This window comes from Gluconobacter sp. OJA (assembly GCF_039638325.1).
Classification (GTDB): Bacteria; Pseudomonadota; Alphaproteobacteria; order Acetobacterales; family Acetobacteraceae; genus Gluconobacter; species Gluconobacter cerinus.
This window is the reverse complement of record NZ_JBDIWI010000001.1, coordinates 1,310,437-1,335,344: the sequence shown is the minus strand read 5'-3', so window position 1 is coordinate 1,335,344 and position 24,908 is coordinate 1,310,437. Positions and strand designations below refer to the sequence as shown.

At 56.1% G+C, this 24,908-nt stretch carries 22 protein-coding genes and 1 tRNA gene; 14 read left to right on the top strand and 9 right to left on the bottom strand.

Going from position 1 to position 24,908, the window contains the following annotated elements; genetic code table 11:
* The first annotated feature begins 5 nt into the window (after positions 1 to 5).
* Complete coding sequence (gene recQ / locus ABDK75_RS06290) at positions 6 to 1,856, top strand: DNA helicase RecQ (protein WP_346005250.1); 1,851 nt, start codon at positions 6 to 8, stop codon at positions 1,854 to 1,856.
* A gap of 15 nt (positions 1,857 to 1,871) precedes the next feature.
* On the opposite strand, the gene ABDK75_RS06285 is transcribed toward recQ, so the two are convergent.
* Entirely contained in the window at positions 1,872 to 2,339 is a 468-nt protein-coding gene (locus ABDK75_RS06285; RefSeq protein WP_339407637.1) for a copper chaperone PCu(A)C, read from the bottom strand.
* 107 nt (positions 2,340 to 2,446) lie between these two features.
* Between ABDK75_RS06285 and nrdR the strand changes: the two genes are divergently transcribed.
* From nrdR to thiL, 3 genes are read left to right on the top strand one after another with little or no spacing between them, the layout of a single operon-like run.
* On the top strand, positions 2,447 to 2,950 hold the full coding sequence (gene nrdR / locus ABDK75_RS06280; RefSeq protein ID WP_339407636.1) for a transcriptional regulator NrdR: 504 nt from the start codon (positions 2,447 to 2,449) through the stop codon (positions 2,948 to 2,950).
* Positions 2,947 to 3,429 (top strand): transcription antitermination factor NusB, encoded by a 483-nt coding sequence (nusB, locus tag ABDK75_RS06275; RefSeq protein WP_046901521.1) that lies wholly within the window; start codon positions 2,947 to 2,949, stop codon positions 3,427 to 3,429. The genes nrdR and nusB overlap by 4 nt, the downstream gene beginning before the upstream one ends.
* A gap of 3 nt (positions 3,430 to 3,432) precedes the next feature.
* The gene (gene thiL / locus ABDK75_RS06270) at positions 3,433 to 4,380 is read left to right on the top strand and encodes a thiamine-phosphate kinase (protein ID WP_339407635.1); all 948 of its coding nucleotides are present in this window, start codon (positions 3,433 to 3,435) and stop codon (positions 4,378 to 4,380) included.
* A gap of 21 nt (positions 4,381 to 4,401) precedes the next feature.
* Here thiL and ABDK75_RS06265 read toward each other — a convergent pair whose 3' ends face one another.
* Positions 4,402 to 5,571 (bottom strand): hypothetical protein, encoded by a 1,170-nt coding sequence (locus ABDK75_RS06265; RefSeq protein WP_346005249.1) that lies wholly within the window; start codon positions 5,569 to 5,571, stop codon positions 4,402 to 4,404.
* A gap of 150 nt (positions 5,572 to 5,721) precedes the next feature.
* Here ABDK75_RS06265 and ABDK75_RS06260 point away from each other — a divergent pair, with 150 nt between their 5' ends.
* Both ABDK75_RS06260 and glk read left to right on the top strand, forming a co-directional pair.
* Positions 5,722 to 6,525 (top strand): SDR family NAD(P)-dependent oxidoreductase, encoded by an 804-nt coding sequence (locus tag ABDK75_RS06260; protein WP_346005248.1) that lies wholly within the window; start codon positions 5,722 to 5,724, stop codon positions 6,523 to 6,525.
* Positions 6,526 to 6,618: 93 nt separating this feature from the next.
* Positions 6,619 to 7,587, top strand: a complete 969-nt coding sequence (gene glk / locus ABDK75_RS06255) for a glucokinase (protein WP_046901518.1) — start codon at positions 6,619 to 6,621, stop codon at positions 7,585 to 7,587.
* A 153-nt stretch (positions 7,588 to 7,740) separates the two neighbouring features.
* Here glk and ABDK75_RS06250 read toward each other — a convergent pair.
* Positions 7,741 to 7,814, bottom strand: a tRNA-Cys gene (locus ABDK75_RS06250).
* Positions 7,815 to 7,967: 153 nt separating this feature from the next.
* Here ABDK75_RS06250 and ABDK75_RS06245 point away from each other — a divergent pair.
* Genes ABDK75_RS06245 through ABDK75_RS06230 form a run of 4 tightly spaced genes read left to right on the top strand, consistent with a single transcriptional unit; the run spans position 7,968 to position 13,515 of the window.
* Positions 7,968 to 9,425: a TolC family outer membrane protein gene (locus ABDK75_RS06245; protein ID WP_099212441.1), complete on the top strand. Its 1,458-nt coding sequence runs from the start codon at positions 7,968 to 7,970 to the stop codon at positions 9,423 to 9,425.
* Between the two features lie 36 nt (positions 9,426 to 9,461).
* A complete protein-coding gene (locus tag ABDK75_RS06240; protein ID WP_346005247.1) occupies positions 9,462 to 9,932 on the top strand; it encodes a DUF2497 domain-containing protein in 471 nt (156 codons plus the stop codon).
* A gap of 45 nt (positions 9,933 to 9,977) precedes the next feature.
* Positions 9,978 to 12,644: a valine--tRNA ligase gene (locus tag ABDK75_RS06235; protein ID WP_346005246.1), complete on the top strand. Its 2,667-nt coding sequence runs from the start codon at positions 9,978 to 9,980 to the stop codon at positions 12,642 to 12,644.
* On the top strand, positions 12,637 to 13,515 hold the full coding sequence (locus ABDK75_RS06230; protein ID WP_346005245.1) for a hypothetical protein: 879 nt from the start codon (positions 12,637 to 12,639) through the stop codon (positions 13,513 to 13,515). The genes ABDK75_RS06235 and ABDK75_RS06230 overlap by 8 nt, the downstream gene beginning before the upstream one ends.
* Here the strand turns inward: ABDK75_RS06230 and ilvD are convergent.
* Positions 13,493 to 15,349 carry a dihydroxy-acid dehydratase gene (ilvD, locus tag ABDK75_RS06225; protein ID WP_317213996.1) on the bottom strand — a complete coding sequence of 619 codons (1,857 nt, stop codon included), beginning with the start codon at positions 15,347 to 15,349 and terminating at the stop codon, positions 13,493 to 13,495. The genes ABDK75_RS06230 and ilvD overlap by 23 nt on opposite strands.
* Before the next feature lie 153 nt (positions 15,350 to 15,502).
* Between ilvD and ABDK75_RS06220 the strand changes: the two genes are divergently transcribed.
* Together ABDK75_RS06220 and msrA are read left to right on the top strand one after the other, a co-directional pair.
* A complete protein-coding gene (locus ABDK75_RS06220; protein WP_064273462.1) occupies positions 15,503 to 17,434 on the top strand; it encodes a CocE/NonD family hydrolase in 1,932 nt (643 codons plus the stop codon).
* A 50-nt stretch (positions 17,435 to 17,484) separates the two neighbouring features.
* Complete coding sequence (gene msrA / locus ABDK75_RS06215) at positions 17,485 to 18,027, top strand: peptide-methionine (S)-S-oxide reductase MsrA (RefSeq protein WP_346005244.1); 543 nt, start codon at positions 17,485 to 17,487, stop codon at positions 18,025 to 18,027.
* Positions 18,028 to 18,064: 37 nt separating this feature from the next.
* Here msrA and ABDK75_RS06210 read toward each other — a convergent pair whose 3' ends face one another.
* The 5 genes from ABDK75_RS06210 to ABDK75_RS06190 form a co-directional block, all read right to left on the bottom strand.
* A complete protein-coding gene (locus ABDK75_RS06210; protein ID WP_346005243.1) occupies positions 18,065 to 19,378 on the bottom strand; it encodes a nitrate/sulfonate/bicarbonate ABC transporter ATP-binding protein in 1,314 nt (437 codons plus the stop codon).
* Positions 19,375 to 21,021: an ABC transporter permease subunit gene (locus ABDK75_RS06205; RefSeq protein ID WP_346005242.1), complete on the bottom strand. Its 1,647-nt coding sequence runs from the start codon at positions 21,019 to 21,021 to the stop codon at positions 19,375 to 19,377. Before ABDK75_RS06205 ends, ABDK75_RS06210 begins: the two co-directional genes overlap by 4 nt.
* A 90-nt stretch (positions 21,022 to 21,111) precedes the next feature.
* Positions 21,112 to 21,567, bottom strand: a complete 456-nt coding sequence (gene dut, locus ABDK75_RS06200) for a dUTP diphosphatase (protein WP_046901511.1) — start codon at positions 21,565 to 21,567, stop codon at positions 21,112 to 21,114.
* Positions 21,568 to 21,590: 23 nt separating this feature from the next.
* Positions 21,591 to 22,781: a bifunctional phosphopantothenoylcysteine decarboxylase/phosphopantothenate--cysteine ligase CoaBC gene (gene coaBC / locus ABDK75_RS06195; RefSeq protein WP_346005830.1), complete on the bottom strand. Its 1,191-nt coding sequence runs from the start codon at positions 22,779 to 22,781 to the stop codon at positions 21,591 to 21,593.
* 3 nt (positions 22,782 to 22,784) lie between these two features.
* The gene (locus ABDK75_RS06190; protein ID WP_064273224.1) at positions 22,785 to 23,573 is read right to left on the bottom strand and encodes a class I SAM-dependent methyltransferase; all 789 of its coding nucleotides are present in this window, start codon (positions 23,571 to 23,573) and stop codon (positions 22,785 to 22,787) included.
* Between the two features lie 30 nt (positions 23,574 to 23,603).
* Here ABDK75_RS06190 and mutM point away from each other — a divergent pair, with 30 nt between their 5' ends.
* Both mutM and rpsT read left to right on the top strand, forming a co-directional pair.
* Positions 23,604 to 24,437 (top strand): bifunctional DNA-formamidopyrimidine glycosylase/DNA-(apurinic or apyrimidinic site) lyase, encoded by an 834-nt coding sequence (gene mutM, locus ABDK75_RS06185; RefSeq protein ID WP_346005241.1) that lies wholly within the window; start codon positions 23,604 to 23,606, stop codon positions 24,435 to 24,437.
* Between the two features lie 124 nt (positions 24,438 to 24,561).
* A complete protein-coding gene (gene rpsT / locus ABDK75_RS06180) occupies positions 24,562 to 24,831 on the top strand; it encodes a 30S ribosomal protein S20 (protein ID WP_046901507.1) in 270 nt (89 codons plus the stop codon).
* The last annotated feature ends 77 nt before the right edge of the window (positions 24,832 to 24,908 follow it).

Genomic DNA, 24,908 nt, shown 5'->3' with positions numbered 1-24,908 from the left:
CCGGAGTGACGGAGGGACAAAACCACCCTGCGGCCAGACCGGGCCAATCTCCCGAACAGGTCCTTGCAGACGTGTTCGGGTTTCCAGGATTTCGTGGTCTCCAGGGAGAGGCCGTTGAAACTGTCATGCGGGGCGAAGACGTTCTCGTCCTCATGCCCACCGGTGGAGGAAAGAGCCTCTGCTATCAGGTTCCCGCATTATGTCGGGACGGCATGGGTCTCGTTATTTCCCCCCTGATTGCCCTGATGGACGATCAGGTAGCCGGCCTGAGGCAGCTCGGTATCCGTGCCGCAGCCCTTCATTCCGAGCTGGACGCTGAAGAGCGCGATATCCTGCATCAGGATCTTCGCAATAATCAGATCGACATCCTGTACATTTCGCCAGAACGGCTTTTACAGCCCGCGACCAGCAACTTTCTCTCCAAGCGCCGTATTTCCCTGATCGCGATTGATGAGGCTCACTGCGTTTCTGCATGGGGACACGAATTCCGACCGGAATATCGAGCCCTCGCATCGCTTCCTGAACTCTTCCCGAACGTCCCCCGTATTGCCCTGACCGCAACCGCTGACCCGCGCACACGCGACGATATCCTGAATGTTCTCGGGATGCCCGATGCACGCGTCCTGATGGCGAGCTTTCACAGGCCTAATCTTTTCATGGAAGCCCGCCCAAAGGGAGGCGAAAGCAAGCAGCTGACCGAGGCACTGGAAAGCCATCGGAGCGGTGCTGCCATCGTCTACTGTGGAAGCCGTAACAAGACCGAACGTGTAGCAACAATGCTGCGGGGCAAAGGCCTGACTGCGCTTCCGTTTCACGCAGGTCTGTCTCCCATTGAAAAACGCGCGACCCTTATGCGGTTCCGCTCTGGCGAAGACATGGTCATTGTTGCCACAGTAGCGTTCGGAATGGGCATTGATCGCCCGGACGTCCGCTGTGTTGTACACTTGGACATGCCATCCTCTCCGGAAGCCTATTACCAGCAGATTGGACGGGCAGGGCGTGATGGTGAGAAGTCAGACACGCTCCTGCTTTATGGCGGTGAGGATATGGCTCGCGCGCGACACTGGCTGGAGCAGTCAAGCGCGCCTGACAACGAAAAGCGCGTCATGCAGTCCCGTCTGGAAAGCATGATTGCCCTCACGGAAACCATAGGCTGCCGCACACAAGCTCTTCTCGCCTGCTTTGGAGAAAATCTGTCCTCTCCCTGTGGCCATTGCGATAACTGCATCAATCCCGTGTCCACATTCGATGGCACTGAAGCCGCACAGAAAGTTTTGTCAGCCATTTATCGCACAGGACAACGCCTCGGCGCCGTCCAGCTCACCAACGTCTTACGCGGCAAAACCAACGAAACCATCGAACGTCACGCCTATCAGCACCTTTCAGTGTTCGGGATCGGGAAGGATCAGACCGAGAACTGGTGGCGTGCCGTAGTCAGACAGCTCATTGCGCGCGGTGCGATCCGGACGCACGGCGAACATGGGAGCCTTGCGCTTCAGAGCGAGATTGCGCGGCCAATCCTTCGTGGGGAAGAAAGGGTCTCTTTGCGACTGGACGCCAAGCAGAGCCTCATTGCGCGGTCTCCGACCACCAATCCAGAAAACGACAATCTTTCCGCAGAAGAAAAATCTGTTTTCGATGCCCTTCGGCAATGGCGCCTTTCAGAAGCGCGGGAGCAGGAAATTCCCCCCTACGTTATTTTCCACGATTCGGTCCTTCGGGACATCGCAAGAGAGCACCCCGTCAGCCATCAGGAACTCGGCAGTATCAAAGGGGTGGGTGCATCCAAGCTCGACCGGTACGGCGAATCGGTTTTGGCCGTTATCAAGGAGATCTCAGCCACCATCATGGCCTGAGATCTCCAAATCAGTTTATTTGGCCGCTTCGACCGTAAAACCGATCGTTATGCTGTCACCATCGAGAAACTCGAAGGTAAACGGTACTTTCTGTCCGAGCTGAAGACCCTGCTGCACACCACCGCACAGCAGATGATAACCGGAAACCGGAAATATCATGTCTGAGTTATGGGGCAGGGCCAGATGCGAAAACAGATCATTCGTCGCCTGCGTCTGCTCCTGGTTCGTGTGATGCGCTGTGATGGTGGAGCAGGCCGGTGACGTGATGCCCTTCAACAGATGATCACTGTCATCGTCATTGCGAATCGTAAAATACGCATTGGCCCGTGTATCGTCATGCTTCGACGGGGCAAGTGTTCCATCCAGAACGACAATTTTTTGGCGATTATGCTGTGCAACTGGCAGAGCGCCAGTTTCCTGCGCAAAAGCAGGAGCAGCAGAGAGCGATAACAAGACAGCAAAAGCCGCAGATACCCGTTTCAACGATAGTCTCCCGGTAACGGACAGGCCCATTTGGGCCAGAACGGATGATCCGGTAAACTGCTCCTATTTTCCTGGCCCCGACAAGGCCCGAACGATCAGGACTGTTCATGCGTTGCCCTTTCTGCGGACACGACGACACTCAGGTAAAGGACAGCCGGTCCAGTGAAGACGGGACCGCAATCCGACGTCGGCGCGTCTGCTCGGCCTGCACACAGCGCTTCACAACCGTAGAGCGCGTTCAGCTTCGCGAGTTGAACGTTATCAAGGCAGATGGTCGGCGTGTCCCCTTCGATCGGGACAAGCTCAGCCGTTCGATCCGCGTCGCTTTGCGCAAACGCCCCGTTGAAGAAGAGCGACAGGAACGCCTGGTCAATGGGCTTGTCCGGCAGCTTGAAGCGTCCGGAGAGCAGGATATTTCTTCACATCGTATCGGCGAACTTGCGATGGACGCATTGCGCGAGGTGGACGGTGTGGCTTATGTCCGCTTCGCCAGCGTTTATCGCGACTTCCGCGAGGTCGAGGCTTTCTCGAAGATCCTCGCCGACATGAACCCCATAACCGGGGACGCAGATGCGTCTCCCGGAAAAAACGACTCCCAGGAGACACCATGACCGCATCAGACGCGCCCAACAGCCGACCAACGCGCCGCAGCCGGACCATTGCCCGTGTTGCAGCCGTTCAGGCTCTGTTCCAGTGCGAACAGTCCGGCGACAATGCGGAGACCGTTCTCGGCCAGTTTCTCCGTCACCGCCGCGTCAGCCCGACAGCATCCTTCGAAGACGGCCACATTCCTGATGCCGACCTGACTCTGATGCAGGAAATTGTTCGTGGCGTAACGCTCGATCAGGACAAGATCGACCACACGTTAAGCGATCTACTTCCCGAGCAGTGGCCAATGACGCGCCTCGATCCCGTTCTTCGCGGACTGCTCCGGGCTGCAACATTCGAAATCGCTGACACCGATACGCCCGACCGCATCGTGATCAATGAATATATGGACGTTGCACACGGCTTTTTCTTCGGGGACGAGCCAAAGATGGTGAACGGCATTCTTGATGCCGTCAGCCGACGCAACGAAAGCAACACCTGAAGCATGTCGGGCGAATTCGGTTTCATCGCCCGACATTTCCGGCAGCTCGCTGGCCCGGAAAGTCTCGACCTTCGAGACGACTGCGCGCTGATCTCTTGTCCCTCGGGGCAGGAGATGGCCATCTCTACCGACACGATGGTCGAGAACGTCCATTTTCTGACGGAAGATCCCCCTGAAACAGTGGGGCGCAAACTTCTCCGCTGCAATCTCTCAGATCTCGCCGCCATGGGCGCAGAGCCCTATGCCTACACCCTGAACGTCACCATCCCGCACGTATCTCGCTACGATGACGTGTGGTTCAGTGCGTTCGCTGCGGGCCTGGCGGAGGATCAGAACCTCTATGGCGTAACGCTGCTCGGGGGAGACACAACCTCGACGGCGGGTCCACTTGTTCTGTCAGCAACAGTTTTTGGACGGCTGAAAAAAGGCACTGCTCTTCGCCGGAGCGGAGCTAAAGCTGGTGACAGCCTGTGGGTTACCGGAACAATCGGCGATGCCGCGCTTGGCCTGTTAGCCCTTCAAGGAAAAATTTCTGATCCAACAGGTTTCCTGTCAGAGCGATACCGTTTGCCCCGCCCACGAACGGGTTTGAACCTGAATGGGCTTGTGCATGCGGCGATGGATATTTCCGATGGCCTGATACAGGACTGCGGTCATATCGCGGCAGAATCCGGTGTGGCCATAGATATTCTGGCAGACACAGTTCCGGCGTCCTCGGCTGCCAACGCGCTTGGGTCACAATGGCTCGAACAACGTCTCACAGGCGGCGATGATTACGAGCTTCTCTTAACCTGTGCCCCTGAAAACGAGAGCGTGTTGGTTCAGGCGTGCTCTCAAAGAAATGTGCCCGTCACTCGTATCGGGGCCATCCGCTCAGGAGCGGGAGTGCACGTTCTAAATGCCGAGGGACAGGTTATGGAAATACAAAAAAAAGGGTGGCAGCACTTCTAAAGCTGGCACCCCTTTCAGATCTCAATCCTGGATTGAGCGTTCGTACAGGCGATAACGCTTATAAGGATGCGGAACTACAGCTTCCGCCAAATTCTTCATTCTCGTATCAGATTCCTGAATCCACCCAAGCTCTACCCAGGAATAGGGTAGAGAGCGCCCGCGACGCAGCAGTTCCGAAATTGCCAGAGAGGGCAGGAGAGAGCCCAGCATCGTGCCCTGAAGCTTGCGCGTGACGCCCAACAGAATGACACGCGCAGAGTGAAAGCGATGCAGTCCCAGACGGGCAGCAAGCTTGATCCAACCGAGCGGCGTAGGATCACCACCGAGATCGCCTGCAATATCGTAAAGATTGGGTACAACCAGAGCCATGGCCACCGGCTCACCGTCCTGATCAATCTGAACATAGTGCTCGGGTCTCAGCAGCGGCTTGAGCTGATTGATCATCGCCTTCATTTCGTAGTCCTGCAAAGGTACGAAATTGTACTTTCCACTCCAGGCATCGTTGTAGAGCGTCCGCAGGACTTCACCTTGCGCTGCAATCTGCTTCTTGGAAAGACGCGTCACGGAGATGGATCCGAGACGACCTTCTCCGATTTTCAGATCACCCGGAACGCGAAAATTGGCCCTGTTTTCTTCAGTCAGATCGAAACGGTAGCTCAGAAGATCTTCGCTGCGTTCGTAGCCCGCACTTTCGACCAACTGCCCCAGCAGTTTGGGGTGCCAGGGCATCGCAATCATGAGTGGCTGATCCTGCCCCTCGATCATGAGCCCGGATTCACCATTCCCGCTCAGCGTAACCGGACCACGCACGCGATCCATGCCCTGAAGGCGAAGCCAGTGACGGGCAGCACTCAAAAGAGCTGCAACAACAGACGCCTCCGGCACAGCATCCAGTGCGCCAAAAGACCCTGTTTTCTCACCCCAGAATTCAATCGCACGATGATCAACAATCGCAGCAATACGCCCGACAGGGGTGTCACCACGCCAAGCCAGAAAATAGCGAATGCTGGCATGACGGAAAATGGCAGCTTTCTTGGGGTTCAGAAGGTCATTCTGTTCCATGTCCAGTGGTGGAACAAACCCGGGCATTCCAGCGTAAATACGGCGGGGCAGGGTAATAAAGAGCTTCAAATGTGCCCGCGTCGTAACCGGACGGACTACTAGATCATCTTGCGGAGCGGGCGATGTCATAGGGTCGGGCCTTGCACCTCTGGTTGAAAAATTTTTCAGAGCTAATGGAGTAATATGCCTTAACAGCACAGGGTCGCATTTTTTCGCACCGGAAGGCTATACCCTCCCATTACCAATCCGACCATGACTTTCAACGTGGATATCTCTCGCATGGCAACCTTTCCGCTTTCCAGACGCGGCCCTCAGTCACGAATTCTGATCACCGGAGCCTCCAGCGGCATCGGTGAGGCACTCGCACTTCACTATGCGCGGGCAGGAACACATCTTGTTCTATGGGGCCGCAACCAAGAGCGACTGGATAAGGTCGCAGCGCAGGCCCAACGCCACGGCGCCACGACAGAAACTCTCGCTCTTGATCTGTGTGACACAGACGCGGCCCTTGTTGCCTTACGAGAAGCCGACGACGTCAGCCCGATCGATATTCTTGTTCTCGGTGCAGGGCTGGGAGACATCCGCCCGGAAAATGAACTCACGGAACTCCCAGAGCAGGTGAAAACCATTTCACTCGTCAACTTCACGACGCCCGTGACCCTGGCCACAGAAATGGCGCGCCGCATGGCTCCACGAGGTGGCGGGAATATCGCCCTCATCGGTTCTGTTGCTGCATTCCATGATCTTCCCGTCGCGACGGCCTATAGCGGCTCAAAAGCTGGCCTTGCCCGTTTCAGCACAGCGCTTCATGCCGCCATGACACCGCACAATGTTTATGTGACGCTTGTCTCTCCGGGATATGTCGACACGCCCATGAGCCAGCGATTGGAAGGGGCTCGGCCGCTCCTAGTGTCCTCAACCAAAGCAGCGCGCCTCATCGCACGCGCCATCGGCCAAGGACGGGCGCATCTTCTCTTTCCATGGCCTTTCGCTCTGGCCCGACTTCTGGAGATGCTGGTGCCGCGGCCAATCGTTCATCGCCTGCTGCGTTCCGCCGAAGTGCGACAACGTGCTGCAAATTAAGAAAAGACGCCTCTCACTAACTTGACGGCATGCTGCCGGTAGGCGACTGCTTCCACATTCAACAGATGCCAGACAGGCCAGAGGATAGTTGTCATGAGGGAAATCGTTGCGGTCGATATCGGCGGCACCCATGCCCGTTTTGCAATCGCAAGCATCGAAAACGGAACCGTCGCAGAACTGGGTGAAGCCGTCACCCTAAAATGCGCGGAGCACGCAAGCCTGGCTCTGGCCTGGGAAGCTTTTGGCAGAACATTGGACCGCCCTTTACCAAGGGAAGCCGGGATTGCCGTAGCTTGTCCGGTTACAGGTGAAATCCTGAAGATGACCAATAATCCCTGGGTCATCCATCCGACGCAGCTTGCCAGCCGTCTGCATCTCGACAACTTCGTTCTGGTCAACGATTTCGGTGCCGTGGCTCATGCGGTCGCCCAGGTTGATTCATCATACATGAGACATCTGTGCGGCCCGGACGTGGATCTTCCATCGCAGGGAACCATCACGATTGTCGGGCCTGGTACGGGTCTGGGGGCAGCCTGCCTGCTACGCCGTGGAGAAAAATACTTTGTCATGGAGACCGAGGGCGGCCACCTCGACTACCCACCACTCGACGAAGTTGAAGACAACATCCTCAAGGCGCTCCGCCAGCGTTTCCGGCGCGTTTCAGCAGAACGCATCGTGTCTGGCCCCGGCCTGACCAACCTTTACGAAGTCATTGCTGAACAGCAGGGCCTGCCCATTACGCTACGCGATAACAGAACGCTCTGGCAGAACGCCATGGAAGGCTCCGACACGATTGCAGCCGCAGCTCTGGAGCGTTTCTGTCTGAGCCTTGGTGCCGTTTCTGGTGATCTGGCACTGGCACACGGCGCCCATGCCGTTGTGATTGCCGGCGGCCTTGGACTGCGTCTGGCGAATATTCTCGGTGAGTCCGGCTTTGCCGAACGTTTCGTCGCAAAAGGGCGCTTTGAGACCATGATGAGCGAAATGCCTGTCAAAATCATCACGCATCCCCAGCCTGGTCTCTTTGGGGCAGCCGCAGCGTATGCAGAGGCTCACTCCTGACAGACTGAGCAAGACGGTTGGCTAACGTGACGCAATACGCACGGCCAGCCGATCAAAAAAGCCAATACTTTATTTGAAAATGGTAAAATCGAATTCCTGATTTTTAGAACATCAGGAAAAAACGGCTATTTTCTGCGGGGGGAGTAGTCTCTCTGGAGGTCCGGGCGGGAATCGAACCCACATTCGCGGATTTGCAGTCCGCTACATCACCATTCTGCCACCGGACCTCGGAGGAGACAGGGGCTATATCGTCTTTCAGGACATTTTGGTCAAGAGAGATATTTCAGCCTCGATGAGGATTTTTCTTCTGAGAGGGATCAGGCTATTAAGGGCTGATTCACGAAACGCTGCGATACAGTGTTCAGATGGCAGGATATCTCATGACTTCAGGATGCAACGGCACAAAGGCTCTATCTGGTCCCTTGGGACTGGGTCTTCTGAGCTTTCTCCTGAGCGGAACAGCCCTGGCTCAGAAGTATGACGGGAGCGGGTCCCCAACCTTCGTCCCACATACTTTGCAGGAAGCTCTTTCCACTGCCTATCTGACAAACCCCACCCTCCGCGAGGAGCGTGCCCGCCTGCGTGCAACAGATGAGCAGGTTCCGACCGCAATGGCGGGCTGGCACCCGACCATCCAGACAACAATGAACCTGACCTACTACGACGGTCAGACCAACTATGCAGCTGGCAGCGGTAATCTGGGGACGAACCAGCGCTATCAGACGCCTGGCTACAGCGGCGGTGTGAATATTACCCAGCCTTTGTATGAAGGCGGCAAAACTGTCGCAGGCATTCACGCAGCGACAAATCAGGTCATGGCTGAACGCGCCAAACTGATCTCGACAGAGCAGACAGTCTTCACAAATGTCGTCAATGCCTATGTAGGCGTCGTTCAGGACGAGCAGCTTTTGCAGCTCGCCATCAATAACGAGCGCGTTCTCCAGCAGCAGGTCCAGGCCACGCAGGAACGCTTCCACGTCGGCGAAATTACCAGAACTGACGTCGCTCAGGCGCAGGCAGCTCTTGCAAGCGCAACAGCGCAGCGGCAGCAGGCGGAAGGAACTCTTCAGGGAGCACAGGCAACCTATATGCAGGTCGTGGGGATTGCCGCGCCTCCAAACATTGAAGCGCCCCAGCCACTCAAGCTGCCCGTTCAAAGTGAGCGCGAAGTCGTTGCCCTTGCAGTTCAGAACAATCCGGACGTTGTGAATGCGCTCTTCACTGAAGCGCAGCAAAAAGACAATGTGTCTGTGCAGATCTCGGCGATTATGCCCAAGGTTTCCGCTGAGCTTGCTTTTCAGCACTCCATAAATCAGGGTTACAGCCGCTCGCTGACAGATAATAAATATGGAATGCTGGCCTTCCAGATTCCGATCTATCAGGGCGGTTCTGAATATTCTGCCATCCGCGGTGCACGCCAGCAGGCCCAGGCCGCCCATCGTGAAGTGGATGTGCAGCGCCGTACGGCCCTTCAGAAAGGAGCGGCGAGCTGGCAACAGATGGTTGCTTTCAAGCAATCCATCAACAGTGACCGCGTGGCCATTTCCGCCAACGTAATTGCGTTAGATGGTGTGGAACGTCAGGCTCTGGTCGGGACCAGCACAACACTGGCCGTTCTCCAGCAGCAGCAGACACTCCTGCAGGCCCAGCAGACACTGGTTCAGCACCTGTCTAATCTGGTCATCTCCTCGTATGCGGTCGCAGCGTCGATCGGAAGACTGACGGCATCTGACCTCAAGCTGGGGGTCCCGCTCTACGATGAAAAAGCCTACTACAATGCGGTCAAGAACAGACTGTGGGGCACCAGCGACTACGCGATCAATCAGCCTGGACGCTAATGCTTTTCCTGTAATGCTCAAGATGCCCCATACGTCATGACCTCTCCATCTCCGGAGCCGCAGCGTGGCTCGGCTGACGATACAATCGACACCGTCCTTAGCTCGATCCGCCGGATCCTGAAGGACAACAAGACTTTGAACAAAACAGTGGAGAGCACACTCGTGACGTCAGCTATCGAAAATGACGAACTGACCCTTGAACCATCCATGATGGTGTCGCCTGCAAAAATAGAGCACAGCAACTCCGCGCCGCAGGATGATCTCATGGGCGCACAAACCATTGCTGCGGCAGAGCACTCGCTCAATGACCTGCAGACCGCCTTCAGCAGTAACGGAAAATCAATCCCGTCTGATACCGTCGTGAGCGGAAGCAGCGGCATGACGATTGAAGACATGGTTCGCACTGAAGTGCGCTCCATGGTACGGACGTGGCTGGATGCTCACCTGCCTTCGCTTGTAGAAATTCTGGTGCGCGCCGAGATTGCGCGCATGCGCCCGAATAACTGATTGCCTTCTTTTACCAACATTTGCCGCTGAATTTTCTGGATTATCATGCTCGAAAAAAGTTTTGTTCCCGCTGATCATGAAACGTCTCTCTACGAAAGCTGGGAGAACAACGGGGCTTTCCGTGCCGACCCGAGTGCACCGGGAACACCATTTTCGATCATGTTTCCGCCACCGAATGTCACGGGCACACTGCATCTCGGCCATGCCCTGACATTTACGCTGCAGGACATTCTGATCCGCTGGAAGCGTCAGGAGGGCTGCAATGTCCTGTGGCAGCCAGGAACTGACCATGCTGGCATCGCCACGCAGATGGTTGTCGAACGTTCGCTCGATAAAGAAGGCGTCAGCAGAACCGCGTTAGGTCGCGAAGGCTTTCTTGAGCGGGTGTGGGAGTGGAAAGAGCAGTCCGGCGGGGAGATCGTCCAGCAGCTTCGCAAACTTGGTGCTTCGGCAGACTGGGACCGCGAACGCTTCACCATGGACGAGGGGCTTTCACGCGCCGTCCGCAAGGTCTTTGTACAGTTACACCAGGAAGGGATCATTTATCGTGATCGCCGACTGGTAAACTGGGATCCAAACTTCCGTTCCGCGATCTCCGACCTTGAGGTTGAGAACCGTGAAACCAAGGGATCCATGTGGTACATCCGTTATCCGCTCGAGGACGGACGGACGATAACGGTTGCAACCACGCGCCCTGAAACAATGCTGGCAGACGTTGCCGTTGCTGTTCACCCTGAAGATGAACGCTACGCCGACATGGTGGGTAAGTTCGTTACGCTCCCGCTAACGGGTCGCCGTATTCCTGTTGTGGCAGACCTCTATTCCGACCCTGAAAAGGGAACCGGCGCTGTAAAAATTACGCCTGCTCACGACTTCAATGACTTTGAAGTGGGCAAAAGACACAATCTGTCTGCGCCCACGATGCTGGATGAGACAGCCCATATCTGGCTCGACGAAATCCGTACCGAGTTGGCTGATGTCAACGGCCTGTCGTCAGTAGCATTTGTGGAATCGCTTGCTGGCCTAAGCCGGGAAGAAGGACGCAAGCGCATCGTCGCTGAACTCGAACGTCTTGAGTGGCTTGAAAAAATCGAACCACATAAGCTTCAGGTCCCTTATGCCGAGCGCGGTGGCGCGGTTGTCGAACCACGCCTGACCCTGCAGTGGTACTGCGATGCAAAAAAGCTTTCAGGTCCAGCAGTAGAGGCCGTGGAAAGTGGTAAAATCGTTTTTGAGCCCAGACAATGGCAGAACACGTTCTTCGCCTGGATGCGAGACATTCAGCCATGGTGCATCAGCCGCCAGCTCTGGTGGGGGCATCGTATTCCGGCCTGGTATGGCCCGGATGGCAGTGTTTATGTCGCTAATACAGAAGCTGAGGCCCAGGCCCAGGCCGGTGATGGCGTTCCACTGACACAGGACGAAGATGTTCTCGACACGTGGTTCAGTTCTGGCCTCTGGCCTTTCACAACTCTCGGCTGGCCGGACAAGACGCCCGAGCTTGCGCACTATTACCCGACGAGCGTCCTCGTCACGGGCTTTGATATTATCTTCTTCTGGGTCGCCCGGATGATGATGATGGGCCTGCATTTCATGGACGACGTGCCTTTCCGAACGGTCCTGATCCACGGCCTTGTCAGGGACGAAAAAGGGCAAAAAATGTCCAAGTCCAAGGGGAATGGGCTGGACCCTCTGGATCTGATTGCAGAGTTCGGTGCTGATGCAACGCGTCTGGCAATCTGTGCGGGCACAGGCCCAGGGCGCGATATCAAGCTAGGTCGCAAGCGCGTTGAAGAGCACCGTGCATTCGTCACGAAACTCTGGAATGCGTCCCGTTTCCTTGAGATGAATGGCGCACAGCCCGTAGAGGACTTCGATCCAGCGAGCGTCCAAAGCAGTCTGGGCCGCTGGATCCTCTCAGAAGCCAACACCGCCATTGCGGATGCACAGCAGGCACTTTCGAACTATCGGTTCGATGAGTACGCTAACTGCTGCTATCGTTTCGTGTGGAGCTGCTTCTGTGACTGGTTCGTAGAGTTTTCCAAACCCGTCTTCGCGGCGGAAAATGACGAAACCATCGAACTTCGCGCGGTCAGTGCCCATGTTTTAGGACTGATTCTGCGCCTCATGCAGCCTGTGACACCATTTGTAACAGCTACACTTTGGAAAGAACTGGGCTATTCCGGTGACTTCACAGCAATTCGCTGGCCGGACAAAATGCTGGTACAGAACGCAGAAGAAGCCCGTGCAGAACTGGATTGGGTCGTACGTCTGATCAGCGAACTTCGTACGCTTCGCTCTGAGATGAATATCCCCCCAGCACAGAAAGCACCGCTGATTTTCCGCGATGTTTCGCCAGAAAACCTCACTCGTGCAAAAACATGGACTGAAGCTATTGGCCGCATGGCACGCGTCTCGGACGTTGATGTTTTCCAAGGCGAAATTCCCAAAAACGCCGCTCAGATCGTTCTTGATGAAGCGACGATCTTTATCCCGCTGGAGGGCCTGATTGATCTCGATGCAGAACGGGGACGTCTTGCAAAAGAGATCAGCAAGAACGACAGTGAGATCATCAAGGTCCGTCGCAAACTGGACAACGCTGATTTTGTTGCACGTGCAAAGCCGGAAGTGGTTGAAGAAAACCGTCAGCGCCTTGAAACCTTCGAGCATGATCTCGAACGCCTCAAGGCTGCACTTGCGCGGCTTGGCTAAGCCTCCCAAGCTTTTCCTGATTGCCCTGGCAATGATGCTTTCACAGACATCAATTGCCAGGGCCACAGAGCTTCCTGTCGGACCCAGCTCCCAGAAAGCCATTCTGTATGGTCGGTCGCTGGATATTGACGCGTTTCGACCTTCCGGCTGTCGTTTACGGGCTATCCTGTTCGTATTGGCGGCAAAAGACCGTGATAACGAGGCATACCGTGATCAAAGCATCCCGCTTGCACGCGCTGTTTGCGGGGTGATCTTTTCACCGTCGTTTCCTCTGAAGCAGTTTCCAACCTGGCAATATCAGCGCGGCGGCTTTCCCGTACGGCAGGACGAAATCCCGGCTGCGACACTGATCAAGCCCATGGAACAATGGGCATGGGAGGAAACCCAGCAGCCGGATCTTCCCATTATTCTGATTGGTCACTCAGCTGGCGCGCAGTTTCTGGACCGCGTGGCGGCATATGCTCCGGCAAATGAGGTCGAAATCATCCTCATGAACCCAGCAACATACGTGGAACCTGAGACTGACAGTCCAGTCCCTTATGGGTTTAACGGCTGGCCGGAGAATACCCAGCAGCAATCGATCAAGCGTTATTTGGCTGAACATCTCACCATCCTGCTTGGTTCGGACGATGTGGAAACTACTCTCGAGGCAGGCCGCATTGCCCAAGCCATGGGACAGGGCCGCAATCGCCTGGAGAGAGGGCAGTGGGCCTATGCCCAAGCCAGAGAAGAAGCCTACAGGCTTGATGTCCCTTTTAACTGGGACATCGATATCGTGCCCAACACGGGGCATGACGGGCCAAAAATGCTGGCCTCTCCCGAGTTGAGAGAGGCCGTAGAGCGCGTGATCAGCCGCGTGTCTTCACAATAATCTGAGACAGATCACGAACAGCACCGTTGGCAGCGCTTGTTGTCATCGCCGCATATGCCTGCAGAGCGCGGGATACGACACGCGTACGGTTCGGCTTCCAGGCATTTTCGCCACGGCCATTCATGGCTTCACGACGGTTCGAGATTTCCGCATCTGAAATATCAAGACGCATCGTCCGGTTTGGAATGTCGATCACGATGCGATCACCATCTTCTACCAAGCCGATCACACCACCTTCAGCAGCCTCCGGCGAGACATGCCCAATGGAGAGGCCTGAGCTACCACCCGAGAAACGGCCATCCGTCACCAGAGCGCAGACTTCAGCCAACCCTTTGGATTTCAGATAGCTGGTCGGGTACAGCATTTCCTGCATCCCTGGACCACCGCGCGGCCCCTCGTAGCGGATAACAACGACATCGCCAGCAACGATCTTGTTCCCAAGAACAGCGGCAACAGCATCGTCCTGACTTTCAAACACGCGAGCCGTACCTGTGAAGGTCAGAATGTCTTTGGCTACGCTGGCAGTTTTCACAATCGCGCCGTCTTCCGCGAGGTTGCCGTACAGAACGGCCAGCCCACCATCCTGCGAGAAGGCATGAGCACGGCTTCGCAGGACGCCATTCTCACGATCCGTATCCAGTTCATGGTACTGGCTGGACTGTGAGAAGGCATGCACAGTGCGCACTCCACCAGGAGCGGCCTTGAACATTTTAACCGCTTCTTCGCCGCCGTTCATGATGTCCCACTTCTGAAGGGCATCAGCCAATGTGGGGGCATGAACGGTTGGAAGAGATGTTTGCAGCAGACCTGCGCGATCGAGTTCGCCCAGAATGGCTGGAACACCACCTGCACGATGCACGTCTTCCATGTGAACGTCTGCTTTTGCAGGCGCGACTTTGCAAAGATGCGGCACCTTGCGGGACAGACGATCAATGTCTGCCATGTGGAAATCCACTTCACCTTCGCGGGCAGCAGCCAGCAGATGCAGTACGGTGTTCGTTGATCCACCCATGGCAATATCCAGCGCCATGGCATTTTCAAACGCACTCCGGGTTGCGATGCTACGCGGCAGAACGGATGCATCGTCTTGCTCATACCAGCGACGTGCCAGCTCAACTGAGAGACGGCCAGCCCTCAGGAACAAATCGCGACGGTCAGCGTGGGTTGCCAGCAGAGACCCATTACCAGGCAGCGCAAGGCCCAGCGCTTCCACAAGGCAATTCATGGAATTGGCCGTAAACATACCAGAGCATGAGCCACAGGTCGGGCAAGCTGAGCGCTCGATCTGTTCGGATTCACTGTCCGTCACGTTCGGGTTCGCCGCAGCAACCATCGAATCTACAAGGTCCAGCTTACGCTCAACACCTGGGCCATTGAGCTTGCCCGCTTCCATGGGGCCACCAGACACGAACACAACTGGAATGTTCAGTCGCAGGGAGGCCATCAGCATACCCGGCGTGATCTTGTCGCAGTTGCTGATGCAGACGATGGCATCCGCACAGTGCGCGTTCACCATATACTCAACGGAGTCAGCAATCAGCTCTCGTGAGGGCAGGGAATACAGCATTCCGCCGTGTCCCATGGCGATGCCGTCATCCACAGCGATCGTGTTGAATTCTTTAGCGACGCCACCGGCTTCCTCAATGGCGGAAGCCACGAGAGAGCCCATATCTTTCAGATGCACATGCCCAGGAACAAACTGGGTAAACGAGTTGGCAATCGCGATAATAGGCTTTCCGAAGTCACCGTCCTTCATCCCCGTTGCGCGCCAGAGCGCACGCGCGCCAGCCATGTTGCGGCCATGGGTCGTAGTGCGGGAACGATAGGCAGGCATCAGAACAGAACTTTCATAACAGCAGGAGCCATGCTCCATAGCGAATCAAACAAAAAAAGACCAGCGCAGGAAAGATATGAAAAGCATTCTCTCCCGCTCTTGCTAGATGGGAACTCACAAGGCCAAAATCTATCCAAAGATCAGGAGCCTTTTGTGAAACGTTATCTTCTCAGCCTTGGAACGGCTCTTTCCATTGCCTGTATCCCTGCCGCACTGGCTGCCCCGGCATCTGCTGGACCCGCCGTAACGCCAGACATGATCCAGACCGGAAACGACATTCCAGCTCATGCCGCCCTGCCAACTGATCAGCAGGACTACATCAAGCGTGACATCATGATTCCCATGCGGGACGGAGTGAAGCTCCATACCGTGATTGTCATTCCCAAGGGAGCAAAAAACGCACCAATCCTGCTCACGCGCACACCATATCATGCCAGTGAGCGCCTGAACCGAATTCCCAACGCGCCAACCATGCGTGAAATTTGCCCTCAGGGCGATGGGGTCTTCGTCGAGGAAGGATATATCCGCGTTTTCCAGGATATTCGTGGAAAGTACGGGTCCCAGGGCGACTACATCATGACCCGCCCGCCGATCGGCCCCCTCAATCCCACCAAGACAGACGATACCACCGATGCGTGGGACACGATCGACTGGCTCGTGAAAAACCTTCCGGAAAGCAACGGTCGCGTTGGCATGACTGGCTCTTCGTATGAAGGCTGGACCGTTGTGATGGCGCTGCTGGACCCGCATCCAGCCCTCAAAGTGGCCGCTCCGGAAAGCCCGATGGTGGATGGCTGGATGGGTGACGACTGGTTCCACTACGGCGCGTTCCGTCAGCCTGGCCTCGACTATTTTACCATGCAGATGAGCGAAGCCGGCGAGGGGCCGACAATTCCTCGCGCAGATGCTGACGATTACACCAATTTCCTACAGGCTGGCTCAACAGGGGCATTTGCAACCAAAGCAGGGCTGAACCAGTATCCGTGGTGGAACCGCCTGAAAGCACACCCATCCTACGATGCGTTTTGGCAGGAACAGGCGCTTGACCAGATCCTTGTCCGTAAGCCTCTGAAGGTCCCGACAATCTGGGAACAGGGCCTGTGGGATCAGGAAGACATGTGGGGCGCGATCCATTCCTGGATGAACCTCAAGGCTCACCACACACAGGTCCCGAATGTTCTCGTTATGGGACCATGGCGCCATAGTGGCGTTAATTATGACGGATCGACTCTGGGTCCACTTCACTTTGAAGGTGACACGGCGCTTTGGTACCGCTCCAACGTCATGCGCCCATTCTTCGATCATTATCTGAAAGATGGCGCTGACCCGCATCTTGATGAAGCGATTATCTACAACACGGGCGAAAACCACTGGGATCATTTCCGCAACTGGCTTGCAGAGTGTGACACGACCTGCATGATGCGTGGGGAGCGTCTGTACCTTCAGCCTGACCACGGCCTGTCATTCAAGCGGACGCTCCCCGGCACGGATGCTTATATCTCTGATCCCGCGCATCCTGTTCCTTTCATGCCGCGCCCCTACAACGCAGGGGATTCCCGCTGGAAAGCATGGCTTGTTACGGACCAGCGCTTTGCCGAGAGCCGCCCGGACGTTCTGACTTACGAAACTCCCGTTCTGGACGCGCCCGTCCGCGTATCAGGCGTCCCGACCGCCGATATTTTTGCTTCCACGACCGGCACGGACGCCGATTGGGTTGTAAAAATCATTGACGTACAGCCTGGCGTTACGCCGGATCGTCCGGAAATGGGCGGGTATGAGCTTCCAGTTTCGATGGACATCTTCCGTGGGCGCTATCGCAATGACTTCGCGCACCCATCGGCCATACCCGCAGGACAGATTCAGGAATACAAGTTCACGCTGCCGGCGGTGAACCATGTTTTCCAGAAGGGCCATCGGATTCAAATCCAGATCCAGTCCAGCTGGTTCCCGCTTTATGACCGCAACCCTCAGAGCTTCGTTCAGAATATCTTCGATGCGAAAGCATCGGACTATCACTCTGCAACCCAGACCATTCATCGCGGCGGCAATGCTGCCAGCGCAATCTGGTTACCAGTGGTGAAATAAGGAAGAGGCCTCCCCATATGGGGAGGCTATCGTCTCAGGAGACTCAGTTTATGAGTGCACACTCTTCCATTCTTCTTGGTGCAGGCTGTTTCTGGTGCGTGGAAGCCGTCTATACCGGCCTGCGCGGCATTATCTCGGCAGACCCGGGCTATGCAGGCGGTCATGTCGATAATCCGTCCTACGAAGCTGTTTGTACCGGGAATACCGGACATGCAGAGGTCGTGAAGGTCGTGTTTGATCCAGCGGAAATTTCTCTGGCAGATGTCCTGCGGGTCTTTTTCACGACCCATGATCCCACGCAGCTCAATCGGCAGGGCAATGACGTCGGGACGCAGTATCGCTCTGTTATTTTCGGAGATGCCGACCAACAGCGTGTTGCCCAAGAAGTAAAGGCCGAGATCACTGCAGAGCAGATCTGGCCCGCGCCGATTGTCACGTCTATTGAAGGCCCGGCGCATTTCTGGCGCGCCGAAGAAAAGCACCTCGACTATTTCGCCCGCAATCCGGAAACGGCCTATTGTGCGGCTGTTGTCGCGCCCAAAGTTACTAAGGCGCGCAAGCTATACCGGGACCGTCTCAAGACACCGGCCTGAAGGGTTTTCTGCTTCTCCTGAAGGGCAGAAGCAGATCCTATTCTTCCGTTTCCAGATGGAAGCGGTCTGACTCTTCATCATAATCGAACAGTTCGGCATATCGTGCCCAGCCGATAGCTGTTGTCAGTGTCTGCTGGGCATAATCGGGAGACATGTTCTCCTCGAGAGCTTTGCGAAAACGATTGGCATCCACCACATGGTTCGGCCGCTCATCCAACGTGCTTCGAATGACGCGAAGGAGCGGCAGATAATGCAGCAGCGCCGTGCGCATAATATCCCGGCGGGCATCGGCGTCCCCCTCGACGAATGATCGCCCATCATCCGTGAGAAGAATGTCTCCATCTTCCAGCTCTGCAAGATCAAGCAGTTGCAGGGACTCTCCCAGCGGCAGAAGATCATCGAGCGTCATCTGCAAACGCTGACCAAGTTCCGGCAGATCAGCGCGTCCTGAGAGTGGCTCTCCACTCAGAACTTCCATAAGGCCAACCAGCACTTCAATCTGAAGGTCTGGCAATACAATGGACAGAGGCGGCAACGCGGCAGCCGACACCCCAACCGTAGTATCGACTTCCGAGACGATCGGAGCTCGCCGTGTCATGAGGGTGTAGATCTGATCCACGAAGCTCCGAAAATCAGCGCCCTCCCGATTCCGCGGATGGGGAAACGGAACGGAAATTTCGTGCGTCACCCGTCCTGGGCTGGACGAGAAAATCAGGATCCGGTCACACATCAGCACGGCTTCTTCAATGCCATGCGTCGCGAGTATCATCGCATTGAGCGAGGAGAGGCGCTTCTCGGCCCAGAGTTCAATCAGGTCCGTTCTCAGATTTTCCGCACTCAGAACATCGAGGGCAGAAAACGGCTCATCCAGCATGAGAAGAGAGGGTTGAAGCGCCAGCGCCCGTGCAAACGAGGCACGTTGGCTGAGGGCTTCAGACAACTCCTTGGGATAGGCGTTTTCGTATCCCTCAAGTCCCATGACCTCAATTGCAGCACTGGCACGCGTTTCTCGCTCAGACCGTGACAGACGCTGCGCTTCAAGCCCCAGCAGCACATTCTGTCGAAGGGTCAGCCATGGAAACATTGCACCCGACTGAAAAACTGTCGCCACCTTTTCCAATGGGCCGACTACAGGCTTGCCCTCCCAATAAACCTTTCCCTCTACGGGAGGCGTTTGTCCGGACATGATCCGCAAGAGAGAAGACTTGCCAGACCCAGACCGGCCAAGCAGCCCAAGGATTTCACCAGGACGCACATCGAAACTGACCTGATCAAGCACCACAAGATCAGCATTGCTGTCCTTCTGGTAAATCTGGCGGCAGTCCTGAAGACTAAGCAGGGAATAGATCATCGGATTGCATATTTCTGTGCGGCGTAAACCGCGAGGGGCTGAAGAACAAGACGATCAAGCAGCATGGAAAGAAGCGTAAGAAGCATAAGAATAACGATCTGTGCGCCAATTTGTCCCTGAAGCATATCGGCCAGCAGCGTCGCACCCAGTCCGCTATCAGAAGGCACGAACGCCTCAGCCACCATCACGGCATCCCAGATCGGAACAGCAGCCAAAAGCAGGCCACCACACAGATCAGGTGCAATGGCTGGTAAGATCAGGCGCTTCCACAGCAGAACGCCTTTAAGCCGCAGTCCGCGCGCAACCTGCCTGAACGGCGCCGGAATAGCCTGAATGGCATCCAGTACCGTCCCACCCGTGAGCCAATGCGCACCAAGGAACAGAAGAACAGCGGTGGGAACGACATCCAGCCCACGGAAGGCAGGATAAAGAAGAACGGCCGGGAAAAGCGAGCCTGCCAGAATAATCATCCTACTGACCCGAAAAATACCGGCTCCAGCATCAAAGAAAAACAGAGCCAGCGGTAACCAGAGCACGATGCACAGGACAAGAGCCCCGCAAACATGCAGAAGCGTCAGAACACTCTCAAGCACATCATAGGGTAGACGCGCCGCCAAATGGCTCTGCGCAACGGCGATACCCAGAAAGATCAGGGAGGCCACGGGAATAAGCCAGCCAGGCACCGGCAGGGATTTCGGGGAGGAGGGTTGAACGTAACGCATCGTCCGGCCGATCCGGCAGTTACCAACGCCACTAATGAGCGTGTGCAAGCTCACGCTAACACCGTTCAGAAGACCTGTTTCTCTCCAGAACTGAAGCATCCAGGAGTGCGTACGTTTTTTCTGTGGCTGAGGACCATCCAGCCTGTACCGCTGCGCCCATCCGGTCATAGGCCTTATCAGACACTGGTCCATGATCACGATCAGAAGAACCGCGCAGACGCCAGCCTCCAGAAATCCGCTCAGATGATGGGTTTCAAGCGCCACCAGTGCCTGCGCCCCGCACCCTCCGACGTCACGCCGCATCAGAAGGGTCATAAGACCCTCCGCACACAGCAGGCGAAACCATAACCCCGGAATGGCCTGCACAGCACGGAACGTCACCAGAGGGATGGCAACCGGAACCTGCAACCGCCAGAAGTGCTGCCAGCCCGTCATACGCAGGCCTGTAGCAACTTCTTCAAGTTCGGCTGGAAGCGTGTCCTGGGCATCGAGAAGAGCCGTCAGAACACGCCAGATCATATTGAAGGCCGCTGCCGCTACAATCACGACAAGGGGAGGTAAAAATAGAAGTAAGAGCCCCGTCAGGCCAAGCCCCGGAACAGCGCGCGCAACAGAGAGTGCAGGCACCAGAATACTGCGAAACCGTGGAAACTGCCGCGCCGTACCTGCCAGCACGAGCGACACAATAACAACTGTCGTCAGAGCCAGCACCGCGTGGAAGACAGTCCAGGCGACTTCCTGCCAGATCGGGAATGCCGGCTTGAGTGGCAAGGGCAGAGCACCCGGAACCCAGACTGCACCCTTCAGCAGGAAAAGACACAGACCCGTCATGGCAAACAGAATTGATAACTCTACGCCACTCATACGCTGTCGCCAGCGATGCATGACGCGAATGGGCATGGCCAGCGGGCTGCCCGTCATGATGACTGTCGTCCTCCCGGTTTCATGATGACCGAGAGTAAGGAAGGTTCTTCCGGAGGCTCAAGTGTTTTCTGCATGTCCCGAAGCGTCTCAGTGGCCTGTGCTGCCAAAACCGCGTGCACCGCGATCCGTTTCATCGAGAGAAGAAACTTCCTGCCACTTCAAACGGGAAACCGGTGCCAAAACCCCCTGAGCAATGCGGGTGCCACGCTCTACCGTGAAGGGCTCACTCCCGGCATTCATGACAATAATGCCAATTTCCCCGCGATAATCTTCATCAATCGTGCCAGGAGAATTCGGGAGTGTAATGCCGTGCTTCAGGGCTAGGCCAGACCGAGGGCGGATCTGAAGTTCGTAGGCAGAGGGCAGGGCAATGCATAGCCCTGTGGGAACAAGTGCACGGCCACCCGGTGCGATAACAATGGGTTCTGCAATCGCAGCAACAAAGTCGAAACCAGCAGCGCCAGAGGTGGCGTAAGCTGGCAGAGGCAGCCCCTCGGAATGAGGAAGGCGTGTAATCCGTACATCAATAAGATCGGTCATCATGGGGCCTTTCTTATCTTGGATTTTCAGGGGATTGAAGAGATGAAGACGTCAGAAATCCGCTGTACCAGTTTCCCGGCAACCTGAGACTTGTCCATTTCAGGCCAGGTTTCGATGCCCGTCTCAGTGATCAGGCTGACCAAATTTCTCTCCGCTCCAAAGACGCCGCGACGCACATCGTTGGCCACCAGCCAGTCACACCCCTTGCGCTGACGCTTGGCAACAGCATTGTCGAGCACGTCATCAGTCTCAGCAGCAAAGCCGACGATCAGTTTCGGCCGGTTTGCCAGTCGACAGAGAGTTGCAAGGATATCCGGGTTTTCCACCAGTTCGAGAACAGGCGGCCCTTCACTGGTCTTCTTGATTTTACCCTGCGCCGCCGCTTTTGCGCGCCAGTCACTGACCGCAGCGGTGCAAACGGCAATTTCGGCAGGAAGCGCGGCTTCACATGCCCCTAACATCTCACGTGCCGTCTGAACCTTTACACAGACGACACCTGCCGGGACGGGCAGAGTAACCGGACCACTGACAAGTGTTACTTTTGCGCCTCGCGCAGCAAGAGCGGCGGCAATCGCATAGCCCTGCTTGCCAGAAGAGTGATTGGAGAGAAACCGGACAGGATCCAGAGGTTCAACTGTTGGTCCCGCAGTAACGAGAGCATGCCTGCCAGCCAAAGAATGATCTGACGCCAGCGCCTCCAGGATTGCGTCCCGAATGACGTCAGGTTGGCTCAGACGGCCCGGACCAAACTCCCCACACGCCATACTGCCTTCATCGGGGCCTACGACCCGCACGCCACGTTCTTTCAGAAGGGCGAGATTGGCCTGTGTCGCGGGATGCTCCCACATGCGCACATTCATGGCAGGCGCCAGCAGTATAGGCGTCGTGGTGGCTAAAAGGAGCGTCGTGGCCAGATCATCGGCCATCCCGTGCGCCATACGGGCCATGAGATTGGCTGTAGCCGGGCAGACCACGACAAGATCCGCACTGCGTGCAAGAGCAATATGGCCAATCTCGCTCTCCTGCGTGGGAACAAAGAGCGCATCATGCACCCGCTCCCCCGACAGAGCTTCAAGGCTAAGAGGTGTAATGAACGCTTTTGCCGCATCCGTCATAACCGGTGTCACGGAAACATTGTCTGCTTTCAGCAGGCGCACCAGCTCCAGCGCCCGATAAGCAGCAATTCCTCCGCCAACAATCAGCAGAACGCGGCGCATCAATTACAGACGCCAACCAGAGTGAATGGCAGCGATACCGCCAGACAGGTTGCGATACTGAACACGCTCCAGACCTGCATTCCGCATCATCTGAGCAAGTGTTTCCTGGTCCGGGAACATACGAATGCTCTCAGCAAGATACTGATAGCTCTCAGCGTCCTTGGCGATCAACTGCCCCATCTTCGGGAGAACCTTGAAGGACCACGTATCATAGACAGGCGAGAGAGCCGCAATTTCGACACGAGAGAATTCAAGACAGAAGAAGCGTCCACCGGGCTTCAAAACACGACGCGCTTCACGAAGCACTGCATCCTTGTCCGTGCAGTTCCGCAGACCAAAAGCAATGGTCACGCGATCGACAGAACAGTCGGGCAGGGGAATCGCTTCGGCGTCGACGACACACACTTCAATCTGGCCAATCAGACCAGCCTTGATTGCGCGATCACGCCCAACGGACAACATTGCCGAGTTAATGTCAGAGAGAATGGCCGGGCCACCGCCTGCACGAAGCCAGCCGAATGTGATGTCACCTGTACCGCCAGCCAGATCCAGCAGCTTCATGTTCGGACGGGCACCGAGCATGCCCACAAAAATCCGCTTCCAGACGCGATGGATCCCCAACGACATGACATCATTCATGATGTCATATTTGCCAGCGACGCTCTCGAACACCTCCCTGACCATGGTCTTCTTCTGGTTCCGCGGGACATTGCGGTAACCAAAATCCGTGGTGTCTCCGGTCTGCTCGGAAGACGGGAAGGGCGGGACGTTATGTTCAGCGCTATCGGTCATGGGGCAATCGATATATCTTTGTGACCAGTCATGCCAGAGCTTCCAGAAGTCGAAACCGTCATGCGTGGGTTCCAAGATGCCTTTCAGGGGCAGAGGATCCGTCACGTTACTGTCAACCGCCCTGACCTGAGGTGGCCATTTCCCTTGGATCTCCGGGAAAAGCTTGAAGGGCAGACCGTGCTCTCCTTTCATCGTCGCGCCAAGTATATCCTGATGCGCGTCGAGAACGGATGGAGCATGATGCTCCATCTGGGAATGTCCGGCAGACTGCTCCTTGGGCAGTCAGGCATGAATACGACTCCGCCAAAACATGAGCACCTTGTCCTGCAAACGGAAAACGGGGCACGCGCTGGCCTCGTTGACCCACGCAGGTTCGGCATGGTGGATGTGGTTCCCACACATCAGGAAAACACACATCGCCTTCTGAGCGGCCTGGGAATCGAGCCCTTATCCGCGAATATGACTGGCACATATCTTTATACGGTCATGCAAGGTCGCCGCACGCCGATCAAAACAGCGCTTCTGGACCAGAAGCTGATTGTGGGCCTCGGCAATATTTATGTGTGTGAGGCGCTGTTCCGAAGCCATATCCACCCCGCACGCGCGGCCACAACGCTAACAGCGGCAGAAGCCGACAGTCTTGCAAATGCCATTCGAACTGTTCTGGAAGAGGCCATAGCGTCAGGAGGCTCCTCTTTAAGAGACTACGTTCAGGCTGACGGGACGAAAGGGGGATTTCAGGATCTCCACCTTGTTTATGGGCGGGAAGGCGAGGCATGCCGCCAATGTGGGGCAGGCTCCACCATTTCACGCATCACCCAGGCGGGGCGTTCCACATTTTTCTGTGCAAACTGCCAGAAATAGTGGCCTCCGCCCCATTGGTGGCAGTGTGTATAAAATGTGTAAAACGCTTGACGCCGCCGCTCATGACGGGTAGAGGGCGCCAATCATTTTCCGCGACAAGACCGCTAACTGAACCGAAAGATCCATGGCAAATACAGCTTCTGCCCGTAAGCGCATCCGTCAAAACGAACGTCGCCGCGAGCGCAACGTCGCCCGCATGTCCCGTATGCGTACCTTCATCAAGAAGGTCGAACAGGCCATCCAGTCCGGCGACAAGACGGCTGCTGCCGAAGCATACAAGGTTGCACAGCCTGAAATGCAGCGCGCTGCCGGTAAGGGTGTCGTTGCAAAGAACACGATCAGCCGCAAGCTGTCCCGTCTTTCTGCCCGCATCAAGTCTCTCGCCACGGCCTGAGACCCTTTGCAGGGTTTGAACTGAAGAACGCGCTCTCTCACGGGAGCGCGTTCTTTTTTGACTATATGGCAACACCC

Coding starts and splice junctions, on each gene's coding strand:
- nrdR (WP_339407636.1), top strand. CDS start 2,447: ATGCGTTGCCCTTTCTGCGGACACGACGACACTCAGGTAAAGGACAGC.
- nusB (WP_046901521.1), top strand. CDS start 2,947: ATGACCGCATCAGACGCGCCCAACAGCCGACCAACGCGCCGCAGCCGG.
- thiL (WP_339407635.1), top strand. CDS start 3,433: ATGTCGGGCGAATTCGGTTTCATCGCCCGACATTTCCGGCAGCTCGCT.
- ABDK75_RS06265 (WP_346005249.1), bottom strand. CDS start 5,571: ATGACATCGCCCGCTCCGCAAGATGATCTAGTAGTCCGTCCGGTTACG.
- ABDK75_RS06260 (WP_346005248.1), top strand. CDS start 5,722: ATGGCAACCTTTCCGCTTTCCAGACGCGGCCCTCAGTCACGAATTCTG.
- glk (WP_046901518.1), top strand. CDS start 6,619: ATGAGGGAAATCGTTGCGGTCGATATCGGCGGCACCCATGCCCGTTTT.
- ABDK75_RS06245 (WP_099212441.1), top strand. CDS start 7,968: ATGACTTCAGGATGCAACGGCACAAAGGCTCTATCTGGTCCCTTGGGA.
- ABDK75_RS06240 (WP_346005247.1), top strand. CDS start 9,462: ATGACCTCTCCATCTCCGGAGCCGCAGCGTGGCTCGGCTGACGATACA.
- ABDK75_RS06235 (WP_346005246.1), top strand. CDS start 9,978: ATGCTCGAAAAAAGTTTTGTTCCCGCTGATCATGAAACGTCTCTCTAC.
- ilvD (WP_317213996.1), bottom strand. CDS start 15,349: ATGCCTGCCTATCGTTCCCGCACTACGACCCATGGCCGCAACATGGCT.
- msrA (WP_346005244.1), top strand. CDS start 17,485: ATGAGTGCACACTCTTCCATTCTTCTTGGTGCAGGCTGTTTCTGGTGC.
- ABDK75_RS06210 (WP_346005243.1), bottom strand. CDS start 19,378: ATGATCTATTCCCTGCTTAGTCTTCAGGACTGCCGCCAGATTTACCAG.
- ABDK75_RS06205 (WP_346005242.1), bottom strand. CDS start 21,021: ATGACGGGCAGCCCGCTGGCCATGCCCATTCGCGTCATGCATCGCTGG.
- dut (WP_046901511.1), bottom strand. CDS start 21,567: ATGATGACCGATCTTATTGATGTACGGATTACACGCCTTCCTCATTCC.
- coaBC (WP_346005830.1), bottom strand. CDS start 22,781: ATGCGCCGCGTTCTGCTGATTGTTGGCGGAGGAATTGCTGCTTATCGG.
- ABDK75_RS06190 (WP_064273224.1), bottom strand. CDS start 23,573: ATGACCGATAGCGCTGAACATAACGTCCCGCCCTTCCCGTCTTCCGAG.
- mutM (WP_346005241.1), top strand. CDS start 23,604: ATGCCAGAGCTTCCAGAAGTCGAAACCGTCATGCGTGGGTTCCAAGAT.
- rpsT (WP_046901507.1), top strand. CDS start 24,562: ATGGCAAATACAGCTTCTGCCCGTAAGCGCATCCGTCAAAACGAACGT.